Source organism: Enterobacter cloacae complex sp. IR5450, assembly GCF_049238665.1.
GTDB lineage: Bacteria > Pseudomonadota > Gammaproteobacteria > Enterobacterales > Enterobacteriaceae > Enterobacter > Enterobacter hormaechei_C.
In genome coordinates this window covers 13,993-29,829 of the sequence record NZ_JBMKIC010000042.1, presented here as the reverse complement: position 1 = coordinate 29,829, position 15,837 = coordinate 13,993, and the positions used below count along the sequence as shown (strand labels likewise).

At 55.9% G+C, this 15,837-nt stretch carries 12 protein-coding genes and 1 riboswitch; of the genes, 4 read left to right on the top strand and 8 right to left on the bottom strand.

Annotated elements, in window-relative coordinates; translation table 11 throughout:
- Nucleotides 1–375: 375 nt before the first annotated feature.
- Both murI and btuB read right to left on the bottom strand, forming a co-directional pair.
- Nucleotides 376–1,227, bottom strand: coding sequence for a glutamate racemase (gene murI / locus ACOTYB_RS22055; RefSeq protein ID WP_003862067.1), 852 nt, complete (start codon nt 1,225–1,227; stop codon nt 376–378).
- The gene (btuB, locus tag ACOTYB_RS22050) at nt 1,172–3,013 is read right to left on the bottom strand and encodes a TonB-dependent vitamin B12 receptor BtuB (protein ID WP_220153434.1); all 1,842 of its coding nucleotides are present in this window, start codon (nt 3,011–3,013) and stop codon (nt 1,172–1,174) included. Before btuB ends, murI begins: the two co-directional genes overlap by 56 nt.
- A gap of 66 nt (nt 3,014–3,079) precedes the next feature.
- Nucleotides 3,080–3,255, bottom strand: a riboswitch (cobalamin riboswitch).
- A 104-nt stretch (nt 3,256–3,359) separates the two neighbouring features.
- Between btuB and trmA the strand changes: the two genes are divergently transcribed.
- Complete coding sequence (gene trmA, locus ACOTYB_RS22045) at nt 3,360–4,460, top strand: tRNA (uridine(54)-C5)-methyltransferase TrmA (protein WP_045343489.1); 1,101 nt, start codon at nt 3,360–3,362, stop codon at nt 4,458–4,460.
- A 55-nt stretch (nt 4,461–4,515) separates the two neighbouring features.
- On the opposite strand, the gene ACOTYB_RS22040 is transcribed toward trmA, so the two are convergent.
- On the bottom strand, nt 4,516–4,875 hold the full coding sequence (locus ACOTYB_RS22040; RefSeq protein ID WP_003862061.1) for a YijD family membrane protein: 360 nt from the start codon (nt 4,873–4,875) through the stop codon (nt 4,516–4,518).
- Nucleotides 4,876–4,884: 9 nt separating this feature from the next.
- On the bottom strand, nt 4,885–5,523 hold the full coding sequence (fabR, locus tag ACOTYB_RS22035) for an HTH-type transcriptional repressor FabR (RefSeq protein WP_003862059.1): 639 nt from the start codon (nt 5,521–5,523) through the stop codon (nt 4,885–4,887).
- Between the two features lie 196 nt (nt 5,524–5,719).
- Between fabR and sthA the strand changes: the two genes are divergently transcribed.
- Nucleotides 5,720–7,120 carry a Si-specific NAD(P)(+) transhydrogenase gene (gene sthA, locus ACOTYB_RS22030; RefSeq protein WP_003862057.1) on the top strand — a complete coding sequence of 467 codons (1,401 nt, stop codon included), beginning with the start codon at nt 5,720–5,722 and terminating at the stop codon, nt 7,118–7,120.
- On the opposite strand, the gene oxyR is transcribed toward sthA, so the two are convergent.
- From oxyR to argC, 4 genes are all read right to left on the bottom strand, one after another.
- Entirely contained in the window at nt 7,103–8,020 is a 918-nt protein-coding gene (gene oxyR, locus ACOTYB_RS22025; RefSeq protein ID WP_008501786.1) for a DNA-binding transcriptional regulator OxyR, read from the bottom strand. The genes sthA and oxyR overlap by 18 nt on opposite strands.
- A gap of 305 nt (nt 8,021–8,325) precedes the next feature.
- Nucleotides 8,326–9,699 carry an argininosuccinate lyase gene (argH, locus tag ACOTYB_RS22020; protein WP_003862053.1) on the bottom strand — a complete coding sequence of 458 codons (1,374 nt, stop codon included), beginning with the start codon at nt 9,697–9,699 and terminating at the stop codon, nt 8,326–8,328.
- A gap of 105 nt (nt 9,700–9,804) precedes the next feature.
- Entirely contained in the window at nt 9,805–10,581 is a 777-nt protein-coding gene (gene argB, locus ACOTYB_RS22015) for an acetylglutamate kinase (RefSeq protein ID WP_421765884.1), read from the bottom strand.
- A 6-nt stretch (nt 10,582–10,587) separates the two neighbouring features.
- Nucleotides 10,588–11,592 (bottom strand): N-acetyl-gamma-glutamyl-phosphate reductase, encoded by a 1,005-nt coding sequence (argC, locus tag ACOTYB_RS22010; RefSeq protein ID WP_023323883.1) that lies wholly within the window; start codon nt 11,590–11,592, stop codon nt 10,588–10,590.
- A gap of 88 nt (nt 11,593–11,680) precedes the next feature.
- Between argC and argE the strand changes: the two genes are divergently transcribed.
- Together argE and ppc are read left to right on the top strand one after the other, a co-directional pair.
- Nucleotides 11,681–12,832 (top strand): acetylornithine deacetylase, encoded by a 1,152-nt coding sequence (argE, locus tag ACOTYB_RS22005; RefSeq protein WP_003862050.1) that lies wholly within the window; start codon nt 11,681–11,683, stop codon nt 12,830–12,832.
- Nucleotides 12,833–13,103: 271 nt separating this feature from the next.
- Complete coding sequence (ppc, locus tag ACOTYB_RS22000; protein WP_045343487.1) at nt 13,104–15,755, top strand: phosphoenolpyruvate carboxylase; 2,652 nt, start codon at nt 13,104–13,106, stop codon at nt 15,753–15,755.
- Nucleotides 15,756–15,837 lie beyond the last annotated feature (82 nt).

Here is a 15,837-nt window from a genome sequence, read left to right as displayed (position 1 = left end):
GCTCAATGAATTAAACTTCGTAATGAATTACGTGTTCACTCGTTGAGACTTGGTATTCATTTTTCGTCCGAGGACGTTAAGAACCCATGTCACTTTGAGTACCCACACAGATTGTCTGATAAATTGTTAAAGAGCAGTTGCAACGCGGCTTTCAGCACATCGTTGCGAGGTCCCGTATATTACGTTTTCCTCATTCAGAGTCAAGCAATTATTTTCACTTTTCTCTGTTGGCGTTCATCTCTGAACCCCGCTGCCCCGGCGGCTTGCAAGCCGTTGTTCCGTGTCAGTGGAGGCGCATTATAGGGAGTTCTCAGACGTTGACAACCCCTCTTTGAAAAAAAACGTTCAACCGTCTCTTTTTTGCTCAAAACCGTGCTACAGCGCCAGTTTTTCGAGCGTTTCAAAGCCATAACGACGTAAAACGGGCAAAAGTTGTTCAGTTTCTTTTGTTATCGCCATACAAAAAGCGATGTTCGCATCAGCGGATTTCGCATCCGGCGCCTCGTGTTCCAGCAGCCAGGCCGTCCGACGCGCAATCGCAGCACCGGAATCCACCAGCCGGGTCCCTTCAGGCAGAACCTTTAACAGCTCTTCCTGTAATAGCGGGAAATGGGTACAGCCGAGAACAACCGTATCCGGTGGTTCCTGCATCCGCAGCCATGGACGCAGAATACGACGCAGCTCTTCAAGCGATACCGTCTCGCCGTGCAGTTTCGCTTCCGCCATTTCCACCAGCTCCGCGGAGCCGAGCATGGCGATCTGGCATTCATTGGCAAAGCGCTCAATAAGCTCACGCGTATAAGGACGTTTTACCGTACCACGCGTAGCCAGCAACCCCACAATGCCGTTCGCCGTCAGACGCGCCGCAGGTTTGATTGCCGGAACAACGCCCACAACCGGGAACGGGAATTTTTCGCGCAGGGCAGGAAGAGAGACCGTGCTTGCCGTATTACAGGCAATGACCGCCAGCGCCAGGGGGTAGCGCTTTTGTACCGCGGTGACGATTTCAACCACACGCTCAACAATAAAGTCTTCACTCTTTTCCCCATACGGGAACGCGACGTTATCGAAGGCGTAGATGTAATGGAGATCCGGCAGGAGCTGCCGAATCTCATCATAGACCGAAAGCCCACCGACGCCGGAATCAAACACCAGCACGGTGGGACGCGGATCAGAAGGTGTAGCTGCCAGACAAGGTGTATTCCCGTCCTGCAGTTTGGTAGCCATAAACTGTCTCGTAATCTTTATCGAACAGGTTGGCTATTTTACCACGAACTGTGAGATGAGAGGTGACGGGATATGAAACCGCGACGTCCCACAGGCTGACGCCGCCCATTTTCACGCGTTCTGTTGCATAGGTATTCGGATCAACGGCAACGTCATAGCGAGTGCCCAGATAACGGTACGCCAGATTCCAGTCGAGATCCCACACCTGCCAGTCAAGCTGATACTTAACCTGTTGCTTTGAGCGACGAGCCAGGACTTCGTTAGTTTTCGCATTACGCGGGTCGACGTAGTCGTAAGAAATCTGATGCCCTAACGGGCCAGTGTCGAACTGGGCCGTCGCCTCGATTCCTTTAATACGGGCTTCATCGACGTTGTAATAACGGTAAGTCCGCGTAATGAGGTTATCGATATCATTACGATAGCCCGTCACACGCCAGTTTACCGGCCCCGTCAGACCTTCAAAGCCGCCTTCCCACTGCTTACTCTCTTCTGGCTTCAGATCCGGATTACCGTAATCTTTACTGTGGATCTGGCTCATGGTCGGTGCTTTATACGCTGTACCGTAAGAACCGATGATGCGATACCCCTCGATGAACTCCCATGCGGCGCTGGTCTGCCAGGTGGCGTGATTGCCAAAATTAGAGTTATCGTCATTACGCGCCGCCGCTTCCAGCGTCACGCTGTTGAACTGCTGCATCGCCGAAAGGAACACGCCGGTATTACGTTGTTCGTAACCTTTTTCCAGATAGCCCGTACCCGCCTGGGTTTTCTGCTTCTGCCAGTCCAGACCCGCGCCGATATTGCCGTGCCCCACTTCAACCGTATTCAGCCACTGGGTGGTGTACTGCTTCACGTCATCCATGGTTGCGGAGTCAGCGTAGCGGCCTTTTTTCGGATCATAGTTCTGATCTTTGCTACGGCCATACCCTGCCACCAGCTGTGACTGGAAAATACCCTGGTTATAGCGCAACCCGGTGTCCCAGTTCTGGCTGTAAACCTGACGCGTGTCCGGCCGCCCATCAATGCCGGTCGCGCCATAGTGATCGTAACCGTCATACGCGGAGCGGTTATCGTAGCCAAAGCCACGGACGAATCCGCTGACGCTGTCGGTAAACTGCTGCTCCACCGAGCCAAACAGCGATTTACTCATAAAACCATCGCGGTCTGGCTGGCGCGGGGCATCTTTTGCGGCAATATCAAAACCACGGGTATAGGTATAATCACCGGCCATGGTGATTTTGGTTTTATCGAACACCTGCTGGAAGGCACCGTTATAGTTTTGATACCCCTTTGAACCGACACCCGCAGAAATTTCCGCACCCGGCTTGTCGCGCCCGGTAATGATGTTAATCACACCGCCAATCGCGTCGGAGCCATACAGCGCCGAACGTGGGCCGCGAATGTACTCAATACGCTGAATCAGCGACGTCGGAATTTGGCTTAAATCGGGAACGTTGCTGATCCCGGCATTATTCAGAGGGATACCATCAATCAGTACCAGAACATGGCGGGATTCCGTACCGCGAATAAACGTTGAAGAGGTCGACCCCATCCCGCCGCTTTGTGCGATGTCCACACCCGGCAGGCGTGACATGATTTCCACAACACTCGTTGCCTGCCAGCGTTCAATATCCTCACGCGTCACGACGGAGGTCGGAGCCAGAACGGTTTTTGCTGGTTGTTCGAAACGGTTTGCTGTCACCACCAACGAGTCGGCGCTTTCCTGCGCCCAGCCCGAAAATGCCGTGACGGAAAACACCGTCAACAGCGATACTTTTTTAATCATTGTTAAAGCATCCACAATATAAGAAGGATGCCGCAGGCCTCACCGATAGCACGCGATGATGAAACCAAATGCGACGTGATCCCGGCAGGTCTTCGGGCTGGGTGGCGTTATACGGATGAAGACTTCCCATTTTCACAGTGTCTACAACTCTCATCCCGCCAGTCTTTACCGCTGCGCGTCAGCTCCAGATTTGCACTGGATTCCCTTTTCACTCTCAGGAGACCGGAAACAGAATGCTACAATTAGACACGTATAGATGTCCAGATAGCTATTAGCCATTAAATCTGGACATCCACTGCACAATCCCTACAATCCCCGCGTAATTCTTTATCACTCAGGACGCATCATGACCCCCGAACACCTCCCGACAGAACAGTACGACGCACAGCTGGCAGAAAAAGTTGTCCGCCTGCAAAGTATGATGACGCCTTTCAACGCGCCGGTTCCCGAGGTGTTTCGTTCTCCGGTCAGCCACTACCGTATGCGCGCTGAGTTCCGCATCTGGCACGATGGCGATGACCTGTACCACATCATTTTCGATCAGCAGACGAAATCCCGTATTCGCGTAGACAGTTTTCCGGCGGCGAGTGAGCTCATCAACCAGCTGATGACGCTGATGATCGACGGTGTGCGCAACAATCCGGTACTGCGCAACAAGCTGTTCCAGATTGACTACCTGACCACCCAAAGCAATCAGGCCATTGTTTCTCTGCTCTATCACAAAGCACTGACTGACGAGTGGCGCGAGCAGGCAGAAGCCCTGCGCGATGCGCTGCGCGCGCAGAATATCAACGTGCACCTGATTGGCCGCGCGACCAAAACCAAAATCATGCTGGACCAGGATTACATCGACGAGCGTCTGCCGGTGGCAGGAAAAGAGATGGTTTACCGTCAGGTGGAGAACAGCTTCACCCAGCCGAATGCCGCCATGAACGTGCAGATGCTGGAGTGGGCGTTGAAGGCGACGGAAGGGTCTAAGGGCGATCTGCTGGAACTCTACTGCGGTAACGGCAACTTCTCGCTGGCGCTGGCGCGTAACTTCGAACGCGTGCTGGCGACGGAAATCGCCAAACCGTCGGTGGCAGCCGCGCAGTACAACATCGCCGCTAACCATATTGATAACGTACAAATTATTCGTATGGCAGCAGAAGAGTTTACCCAGGCGATGAACGGCGTACGCGAGTTTAACCGCCTGCAAGGGATTGATTTGAAGAGCTACCAGTGTGAGACAATTTTTGTCGATCCGCCGCGCAGTGGCCTGGACAGCGAAACCGAGAAGATGGTGCAGGCGTACCCGCGTATTTTGTACATCTCCTGTAACCCGGAGACGCTGTGCAAGAATCTGGAAACATTAAGCCAGACGCACAAGGTTGAACGTCTGGCGCTGTTCGATCAGTTCCCGTATACGCACCATATGGAGTGCGGCGTACTGCTCACGGCGAAGTAACTAGCCGGCGTTTTTGGCAGGTGGCGCTTCGCTTACCTGCCCTACTCAGACCTCATTACTCTGGCAACTCGCTCTTGCGGCTACGCATGCGAGAGCCAATCCAGAACACCAGCGCCACAGACAGTACCGCAGGCAGGAAGTTAGAGCCAATATCCGGATACTCCGCGCGCACCACCGTGCTATAAAGCAATACACCCAGAATAAAACAGGCTGCGGCCAGTCCCGGTAACCCAACTGGCATCGTGCGGTTCAGATAACGTTGATGCAGGCAGTACACCGTCAGCACCAGCGCGATAATCGGGAAAATCGAGAACGGTACAATTGAGCTGAAAACCGCCGCAAACGTACCATTAATGGATAAGCCAGCGATCAATGCCAGCAACAGCGTTCCTTTATCCTGACCTGACTGTTTCATTACTCACCTTCACTCATCGTTTTGATGTGCCAACTTCTCTTGTTCACGGCGATACCAGTAGTACGCACCTTTAGAAATCATCCGCAGCTGCAATACCAGTCGCTCTTCGAGTTGCTTACGTTGTTCAATGCTGACATCCAGCGCTTCAGCACCCGCGCTGAACACAATCGTCACCATCGCCTCAGCCTGTGCTTCAGTAAACGCACGCGGCATATGGTTTTCGAGTTCAAGATAGTCGGCAAGTTCCGCGATGAAATGCTGAATTTCACGCGCGACGGCGGCACGAAACGCGGCTGACGTTCCGGAACGCTCACGCAACAGCAGGCGAAACGCGTTAGGGTTATTGCCGATAAATTCCATAAATGTCGACACGGAAGTGCGGATCACGCTGCCGCCCTTGGCGATACGCTGACGCGCCTGACGCATAAGCTGGCGCAGCATCAAACCGCTCTCGTCGACCATGGTCAGGCCCAGTTCATCCACATCACGGAAATGACGATAGAAGGACGTTGGCGCAATCCCGGCCTCGCGCGCCACTTCACGCAGGCTCAAACTGGCAAAACTCCGCTCAGCACTCAGTTGACTGAATGCGGCTTCCACCAGCGAACGCCGGGTTTTCTCTTTTTGTTGTGCTCTTACGCCCATCACGATAGTTGAATCCTTCCAAAGGCCCGTTGGCACTATACCAGAGAATAAAATTAATCTGTTTACCTGACTTTGTGAATGATTGTTTACGCGCGGTTTGTGCTCCACTGCCCGAAAAAAGCACAACGATAATTGGGTTACCCTGGCAATGATGTTATGATTCTGTTGCTTTTATGTATAAGAACAGGTAAGCCTTGCCATGCCACATTCCTACGATTACGACGCAATAGTTATTGGTTCCGGCCCCGGCGGCGAAGGTGCTGCTATGGGTCTGGTAAAACAGGGAGCCAGAGTAGCGGTTATTGAGCGCTACCATAATGTCGGCGGCGGTTGCACCCACTGGGGCACCATCCCTTCGAAAGCCCTCCGCCACGCCGTTAGCCGCATTATCGAATTTAACCAGAACCCTCTTTACAGCGACCACTCCCGACTTCTTCGCTCCTCCTTTGCCGATATCCTGAATCACGCAGACACGGTCATTAACCAGCAGACGCGCATGCGTCAGGGTTTCTATGAGCGCAACCACTGTGAAATTCTGCAAGGGAACGCGCATTTTGTGGATGAACACACCCTGGCGCTGGAGTGCCACGACGGTTCGGTTGAGACGCTCACCGCTGAAAAATTTGTGATCGCCTGCGGCTCCCGTCCTTACCATCCGGCAGACGTGGATTTCTCGCACCCGCGCATTTACGACAGCGACTCCATCCTCAGCCTGCACCACGAGCCACGCCATGTGATCATTTATGGTGCGGGGGTGATTGGCTGTGAATATGCGTCGATCTTCCGCGGAATGGAGGTCAAAGTTGATTTGATCAACACCCGCGACCGGCTGCTGGCGTTCCTCGATCAGGAGATGTCAGATTCCCTCTCCTACCACTTCTGGAACAGTGGCGTGGTGATTCGCCACAACGAAGAGTACGAGAAAATCGAAGGCTGCGATGACGGTGTGATCATGCACCTGAAATCCGGTAAGAAGCTGAAAGCCGACTGCCTGCTGTATGCCAACGGCCGTACCGGCAACACGGATTCATTGCAGCTGGAGAATATCGGGCTTGAAACCGACAGCCGCGGTCAGCTCAAGGTCAACAGCATGTACCAGACTGCGCTGCCGCACGTTTACGCGGTGGGCGACGTGATTGGTTACCCAAGCCTGGCCTCCGCCGCTTACGATCAGGGCCGCATCGCCGCACAGGCGCTGGTGAAAGGTGAAGCGACGGCGCATCTGATTGAAGATATCCCGACGGGCATCTACACCATTCCGGAAATCAGCTCTGTCGGCAAAACCGAGCAGCAGCTTACGGCCATGAAGGTGCCTTACGAGGTGGGTCGTGCCCAGTTTAAACATCTGGCGCGGGCGCAAATCGTGGGAATGAGCGTGGGTACACTGAAGATCCTGTTCCATCGCGAGACGAAAGAGATCCTCGGTATTCACTGCTTCGGTGAACGCGCGGCGGAAATCATTCATATCGGCCAGGCGATCATGGAGCAAAAAGGTGGTGGCAACACCATTGAGTACTTCGTTAACACCACCTTTAACTACCCGACCATGGCGGAAGCTTATCGGGTCGCTGCGCTGAACGGCTTAAACCGCCTGTTTTAACGCGCTGTCAAAATGGCCATCCATCGCACCGCGGATGGCCTCTGCCAGCTGCTCATAGCGGCTGCGCAGCGGTGAACCCGGGCGATAAACCAGGCCAATCGTACGTCGCGGCTCAGGCTTAATGCACGGCAGATAGACCACGCCATCACGTTTACGCTCGTGCGGCACGGCCAGCGCCGGCAACAGCGTAATACCGCTTCCCGCCGCCACCATATTACGCAGCGTTTCCAGGCTGGTTGCGCGGAAATGGGTATCTTCATCGGCACCCGCTTCGAAGCAGAAGCCCATCGCCTGATCGCGCAGACAGTGGCCGTCTTCCAGCATCAGCAGTTTTTCACCGGCCAGATCGGCCATCGGTACGCGATCGCGGTTCGCCCACGGGTGATCTTCATAGATCGCCAGCATCATCGGCTCATCGAACAGCGGTACTTCAATAAACGCTTCACTCTCTTTAACGAGCGCCAGAATCGCACAGTCGAGCTTACCGCTGTCTAACTGCGCCAGCAGCTGATGGGTTTGCGCTTCATGCAGGTACATTTCGAGTTTCGGGAACGTCTGGTGCAGCATCGGAATGATGTGCGGCAACAGGTACGGGCCAACGGTTGGGATCAGGCCAATATGCAGCGGGCCGGACATCGCTTCCCCCTGCTGGCTTGCCATTTCCTTGAGCACTTTGACCTCGCGCAGTACGGTGCGCGCCTGATCCACCAGCAGCAGACCTGCCTGGGTGAACAGTACCTTACGACTGGTGCGCTCCAGCAGCATCACGCCCAGCTCATCTTCCAGCTTGCGGATCTGACCGCTCAGCGTTGGCTGGCTGACATGGCAGGAGTCTGCCGCGCGGCGAAAATGGCGATGCTCAGCTAACGCTACCAGGTATTCAAGATCACGAATATTCATTATTCATCCTCCGTCGCCACGATAGTTCATGGCGATAGATAGCATAGCAACGAACGATTATCCCTATCAAGCATTCTGTTGAATAATACATCACATAGACGAGGCGGCACGTGTTTGACCCTTGACGTCCCCGCACCGTCAGCGAGTTTCTCTCAAAACTCGAAAAACTAAAGCCAACGTGAACTTTTGCGGACCCCGTGGTCCGCTTTTTTTTGCGTAAAAGAAAGCCCAGCACTAAGCCAGGCTCCGTTTTTCTCCCTCTCCCAGTGGGAGAGGGCCGGGGTGAGGGCACCAGCCCGCACGGTTTAAACCAACCGGTTTTTCGCATCCGCAATCGCCTGCGCTACCTGCTTCGGTGACACGCCACCTTTCGCTGCACGCTTATCCAGGCAGGATTGCAGGGCCAGAATCGGGTAGACATCATCCCCGATAACCGCGCTGAATTTTTGCAGGTCGGCAAGCGCCAGCTCTTCAAGGGCTTTACCCTGACGAATCGCTTCCACTACCGCTTCACCCACAATATGGTGCGCCTCGCGGAACGGTACGCCTTTCGCCACCAGGTAGTCCGCCAGTTCGGTAGAGTTAGCATACCCCTGCTGCGCCGCTTCCTGGCAGCGCGGACGTTTCACCTGAATGCCGTCCAGCACCAGCGCGCCCATATGCAGACAGTCCAGCCAGGTGTCGAGCGCGTCGAACAGCCCCTCTTTGTCTTCCTGCATGTCTTTGTTGTACGCCAGCGGCAGCCCTTTCAGGGTCATCATCATACCGGTCAGCGCACCCTGCACGCGGCCACATTTCCCGCGGATCAGCTCCAGCGCGTCCGGGTTTTTCTTCTGCGGCATCAGGGAGGAGCCGGACGTCACACGGTCGGACAGCTCCACAAACCCGGCTTCGCCAGAGTTAAAGAAGATCAGGTCTTCGGCAAAGCGCGACAGGTGCACCATCCCGATAGACGCATTTGAGAGCAGTTCCAGCACGTGGTCACGGTCAGAGACGCTGTCCAGACTATTGCGGGTGGCGGAGGCAAAGCCCAGCCAGCCTGCCAGCTGCTCACGGTCAATTTCATAAGCCGTGCCGGCAAGCGCGCCGCTGCCCAGCGGGCTCACGTCCAGACGCTTTAAGGTATCCTGTAAACGGCTCTCATCACGCGCCAGCATCTCAACATAGGCCAGACACCAGTGCGCGAACGTCACCGGCTGCGCGCGTTGCAGGTGGGTATAACCCGGCATCACCGCGTCCTGATTGTTCTGCGCGGTGTCCACCAGCGCGCCCTGCAACTGACGATTCGCCGCCAGCAGTTCGCCGACGGTCTCTTTGCACCACAGCTTCAGGTCGGTCGCCACCTGGTCATTACGGCTACGCCCGGTATGGAGCTTTTTACCCAACTGGCCGACTTTGTCGATCAGTTTGCCTTCCACCCAGCTGTGAATATCTTCAGCATCGCTCTGGAGGATTTGCTGCGGATCCAGACGCACCTCTTCCAGCAGATTGTTCAGCGCCTCTTCCAGCTGCTGCTGTTCGTCTGCGGTCAGCACGCCAACGGTCACCAGCGCTTTGGACCAGGCCACAGAGCCGACAATATCCTGTTCGGCCAGGCGGTAGTCGAAGCGCAAAGAGTCGTTGAACTGTTTGAACCGCTGATCCGCTGCCTGTGTAAAACGCCCACCCCAAAGTGCCATAACGAATTTCCTTAATGATGATATTTTTGCCCGGTGGCGCTGCGCTTACCGGGCCTACAAAATTCACGTAGGCCGGATAAGCAAAGCGCCATCCGGCACAGAAACTTAAGCCAGAATACGCGTACCAATCGGCGTACCGTTAAACAGCGCCGGGAGTTGCTCCGCGTGCCGCCAGGAGGCGATATCCACCGGGCGACCCAACGTGCGGGCCGCATCCAGCGCCGCATTCACTTTAACAATCATGCCGTCGGTGATAATGCCTTGATCGATCAGCTGCTCGGCTTTTGCGGCGGTCATTTCCGCAATACGCTGGCCTTTGCCGTCCAGTATGCCGCTCACGTCGGAGAGCAGGATCAGGTCTGCGCCCAGCGTGGCCGCCAGCGCGGTTGCCGCCTGGTCAGAGTTAACGTTCATCAGCTCGCCCTCTTCGGTCACGCCGATTGAGCTCACCACCGGCAGAAAACCGCCTTCCAGCAGGGTGTTAATCAGCTTAGGCGAACCTGGCTGCGCCAGTCCAACATGGCCGAGCTCTTCGTCAAGCTGGGTCACTTTTACGCTGTCACCGTCGCCCAGACAGAGGCCAACGGAAGCGATATGGTGTTTCTTCGCCCATGCCAGCAGCGTTTTGTTCGCCGTGCCCGCCAGCGCGCCGGTAATGATGTCAATCTGGTCAGCAGGGGTGACGCGCAGGCCATTTTTCTTTTTCACCGGCAGGTTGAGCCTTTTCATCAGCTCATCCACCACACAGCCGCCGCCGTGCACAATCACCAGCGGACGTTGGTGTGATTCACGATAGTTCACCAGTGCGTTAAACAGGCGCTCCAGCGCTTCTTCGCTGTCCAGCAGTACACCACCGAGTTTGATAATTAATGGGTTCATCATCACACCTTAAATAAGAGCCTGCGTTTCAGGGAAGCCGAAACGAATATTTGCACACTGCATTGCCTGTGCGGCAGCGCCTTTGAGTAGGTTATCTTCTGCTGCCACCACGATGAGATGCTCACCCTGCACGGCAAAGCCGATATCGCAGAACGGCAGGCCGACCACATTTTTCAGCGCCGGCACGCCTTTGTCGTACAGGCGCACCAGCGGTTTGTCCGCATACGCCTGCGTGAAGACCTCGTTCACCTGTTCTTTGTTCACACCCGGCTTCAGGCGGCAGGTAATGGTTTCGAGGATCCCGCGCGGGAAGCTGCCCAGATGCGGGGTGAAAATGACGTCCGCGCCCAGATGCGTCGTGATTTCAGGATGATGACGGTGGTTAAACACGCCATACGGCTGAAGGCTCACTTCGCAGAAGCTGTTGGAAATCGCCGCCTTGCGTCCTGCACCGCTCACGCCGCTGGTGGCGTTGATCACCGGCCACTGGTTCAGATCCAGCAGGCCCGCGTCGATCAGCGGCTTCAGGGAAAGCTGCGCCGCCGTCGGGTAGCATCCCGGAACGGCAATCAGGTTCGCTTCTTTCAGTTTATCTGCGCTCCACTCCGCCAGGCCGTAGACCGCTTTTTCAAGCAGATCCGGATGCTGGTGGGTGAAACCGTAATATTTTTCGTAGAACGCGCCGTCGTTAACGCGGAACGCGCCGGAGAGATCGAACACCACGCATCCGGCTGCCAGGAACTGCGGCGCCAGGTCGTGACTGACCTCGTGTGCGGTGGCTAAAAACACCACGTCAACGCCGTCGGTAAACTCGCTGATGTCAGACATGGGCTGCAAAGGCAAATCAACCACGCCCTTAAGTTGTGGATGCAAATCGGAAATTAACTTTCCGGCATCATTGCTTTGCGCTGACACGGTCAAAGCGGTTATGGTCATATGAGGGTGGCGATTTACGTAGCTTACAAGCTCTGCGCCCGCATAACCGCTAGCGCCTACAATCAGCGTATTCAACATCGGGTTCCTTTATGCTCAACGTTAATGTATTTTTATTCACATTTATTGCATGAATATTGATACTATCACGACCTAAGGTGTGTCAACAATGAAAATGAACTTACCGCCATTTATCGAGATTTACCGCGCCCTGATCGCCACACCCTCCATCAGCGCGACGGAAGAAGCCCTGGATCAGAGCAATGAGTCTTTAATCAATCTGCTGGCGGGTTGGTTTAGCGATCTTGGGTTTAACGTTGAGGTTCAGCCCGTCCCCGGAACACGCCACAAATTTAACCTGCTCGCCAGTACCGGACATGGCGCGGGCGGCCTGCTGCTGGCTGGGCACACTGACACCGTGCCGTTTGATGATGGCCGCTGGACGCGCGATCCGTTCACGCTGACCGAGCATGACAACAAGCTTTATGGTCTGGGCACCGCCGACATGAAAGGCTTCTTCGCCTTTATCCTCGACGCGCTGCGTGACGTGGACGTGACGAAGCTGAAAAAACCACTCTACATTCTGGCGACCGCCGATGAAGAGACCAGCATGGCGGGCGCACGTTATTTCTCTGAAAACACATCGATTCGTCCTGACTGCGCGATCATCGGCGAACCGACCTCTCTGCAACCGATTCGGGCGCACAAAGGCCATATTTCTACCGCGGTGCGCGTACTGGGCCAGTCTGGCCACTCCAGCGATCCGGCGCGCGGCGTGAACGCCATTGAGCTGATGCATGACGCGATTGGCCGCATCATGACCCTGCGCGACGATCTGAAAGAGCGCTATCACTACGAGGCGTTCACCGTGCCTTACCCAACGCTTAACCTCGGCAGCCTGCACGGCGGTGATGCGTCCAACCGTATCTGCGCCTGCTGCGAACTGCATATGGATATCCGTCCTCTGCCGGGTATGACGCTGAGCGATCTGGATGGCTTACTGAACGAAGCGCTGGCACCGGTCAGCGAGCGCTGGCCGGGCCGTCTGACGGTCTCCGAACTGCATCCGCCGATTCCAGGCTACGAATGCCCGCCTGACCATCAGCTGGTTCAGGTAGTGGAAAAACTGCTCGGCGAGAAAACCGACGTGGTGAACTACTGCACCGAAGCGCCGTTTATTCAGACGCTGTGCCCGACGCTGGTTCTGGGCCCTGGCTCCATCAACCAGGCACACCAGCCGGACGAATATCTCGAAACCCGCTTCATCAAGCCCACCCGCGAACTCATTACCCAGGTTGTGCATCACTTCTGCTGGCATTAAAACCGCACCGAAAAGTCCCCTCTCCCTGTGGGAGAGGGTTAGGGTGAGGGCAACAAATCGCATGATCACCGTCACATTTCCATAAGCATCTCTTATCTGACGCAATGCGAATTAAATTTCGTAAATTGTCCGCATTTATTCGTCTGCTGAACCGTTTTCGCAGCAATTGACGACGGGGGTTTTACGTGGCTTTATAAAGGGAGATGACAAAATAATGTCCAGAAGATTTTCGCCTGGGCATAAACAAAAATGATGGGGTGACTGGGTTTTTATGAACGAACAATATTCCGCGTTGCGTAGTAATGTCAGTATGCTCGGCAAAGTGCTTGGAGATACCATCAAAGACGCACTGGGGGAGAACATCCTCGACCGCGTTGAAACCATCCGCAAGCTGTCCAAATCTTCCCGCGCCGGTAACGAGGCCAGTCGCCAGGAGCTGCTCACCACCTTGCAGAACCTCTCGAACGACGAGCTGCTGCCCGTTGCCCGCGCATTCAGCCAGTTCCTGAACCTGGCCAACACCGCTGAGCAATACCACAGCATTTCGCCAAAAGGCGAAGCGGCCAGCAACCCGGAAGTCATTGCCCGCACCCTTCGTAAACTTAAAGACCAGCCCGACCTCAACGAAGCGACCATCAAAAAAGCGGTGGAATCCCTTTCGCTGGAGCTGGTGCTGACCGCACACCCAACCGAAATCACCCGTCGTACGCTGATCCACAAAATGGTGGAAGTGAACAACTGTCTGAAGCAGTTGGATAACAAAGACATCGCCGACTACGAACGTAACCAGCTTATGCGCCGCCTGCGCCAGCTGATTGCCCAGTCCTGGCACACCGATGAAATTCGTAAGCATCGCCCAAGCCCGGTCGACGAAGCCAAGTGGGGCTTTGCGGTGGTGGAAAACAGCCTGTGGGAAGGGGTACCCAACTACCTGCGCGAGCTGAACGAACAGCTGGAAGAAAATCTGGGCTATCGCCTGCCGGTCGACTTTGTGCCGGTTCGCTTCACCTCCTGGATGGGCGGCGACCGCGACGGCAACCCGAACGTGACGGCGGAAATCACCCGTCACGTCCTGCTGCTGAGCCGCTGGAAAGCGACCGACCTGTTCCTGAAAGATATTCAGGTGCTGATCTCCGAGCTGTCGATGGTGGAAGCGACGCCGGAACTGCGCGCGCTGGCCGGTGAAGAAGGCGCCAGCGAGCCGTACCGCTTCCTGATGAAAAAGCTGCGCGGTCAGCTGATGGCCACTCAGGCCTGGCTGGAAGCGCGCCTGAAAGGCCAGCGCCTGCCGAAGCCGGAAGGTCTGCTGAGCCAGAACGAACAGCTCTGGGAGCCGCTATACGCCTGCTATAAATCGCTCCAGGCCTGTGGGATGGGCATCATTGCCAACGGCGAACTGCTCGACACCCTGCGCCGCGTGAAGTGTTTCGGCGTGCCGCTGGTGCGTATCGACGTTCGTCAGGAAAGTACCCGTCATACCGAAGCGCTGGGCGAGCTGACCCGCTACCTCGGCATTGGCGACTACGAAAGCTGGTCAGAAGCCGACAAACAGGCGTTCCTGATCCGCGAGCTGAACTCCAAGCGCCCGCTGCTGCCGCGCAACTGGGAGCCAAGCAATGACACCCGCGAAGTGCTCAACACCTGTAAAGCGATTGTAGATGCGCCGAAAGGATCGGTGGCCGCCTACGTGATCTCCATGGCGAAGACCCCGTCCGACGTGCTGGGCGTTCACCTTCTACTGAAAGAAGCGGGCATTGACTATGCTCTGCCGGTAGCACCGCTGTTTGAGACTCTCGACGACCTGAACAACGCTAACGACGTGATGACCCAGCTGCTGAACATCGACTGGTATCGCGGCTTTATTCAGGGCAAACAGATGGTGATGATCGGCTATTCCGACTCCGCGAAAGATGCGGGGGTGATGGCAGCCTCCTGGGCGCAGTATCAGGCTCAGGATGCGCTGATCAAAACCTGTGAGAAAGCCGGTATCGAGCTGACCCTGTTCCACGGACGCGGTGGCTCAATTGGTCGTGGCGGTGCGCCTGCACACGCGGCGCTGCTCTCTCAACCACCAGGAAGCCTGAAAGGCGGCCTGCGCGTGACCGAGCAGGGCGAGATGATCCGCTTCAAGTACGGCCTGCCGGAAGTGACCATCAGCAGCCTGTCGCTTTATACCAGCGCGATCCTCGAAGCCAACCTGCTGCCGCCGCCGGAGCCAAAAGAATCCTGGTGCCGGATTATGGACGAACTGTCTGACATCTCCTGCGATCTGTACCGCGGCTACGTGCGTGAAAACAAAGACTTTGTCCCTTACTTCCGCTCGGCCACGCCTGAACAGGAGCTGGGTAAACTGCCGCTGGGTTCGCGCCCGGCCAAGCGTCGTCCGACCGGCGGTGTTGAATCCCTGCGCGCCATTCCATGGATCTTCGCCTGGACGCAAAACCGCTTAATGCTGCCAGCCTGGCTGGGTGCCGGTGCGGCGCTGCAAAAAGTGGTGGAAGACGGTAAGCAGAGCGAACTGGAAACCATGTGCCGCGACTGGCCATTCTTCTCTACCCGTCTGGGAATGCTGGAGATGGTCTTCTCGAAGGCCGACCTGTGGCTGGCGGAATACTACGATCAGCGCCTGGTGAAGCCGGAGCTGTGGGCGCTGGGCAAAGAGCTGCGCGAACTGCTGGAAGGCGACATCAAAGTGGTGCTGGATATCGCCAATGACTCCCACCTGATGGAAGACCTGCCGTGGATCGCCGAGTCTATCCAGCTGCGTAACATCTACACCGACCCGCTGAACGTTTTACAGGCTGAACTGCTGCACCGTTCGCGTCTGGCGGAAGAGGAAGGTAAAGAGCCGGATCCACGCGTTGAACAGGCGCTGATGGTAACGATAGCAGGCGTTGCGGCAGGTATGCGTAACACCGGTTGATCGGTTTTGCCAGGTGGCGCTTACGCTTACCCGCCCTAAAATAGGCTTTTCGTAGGCCCGGCAAGCACCAGCGCCGCCGGGC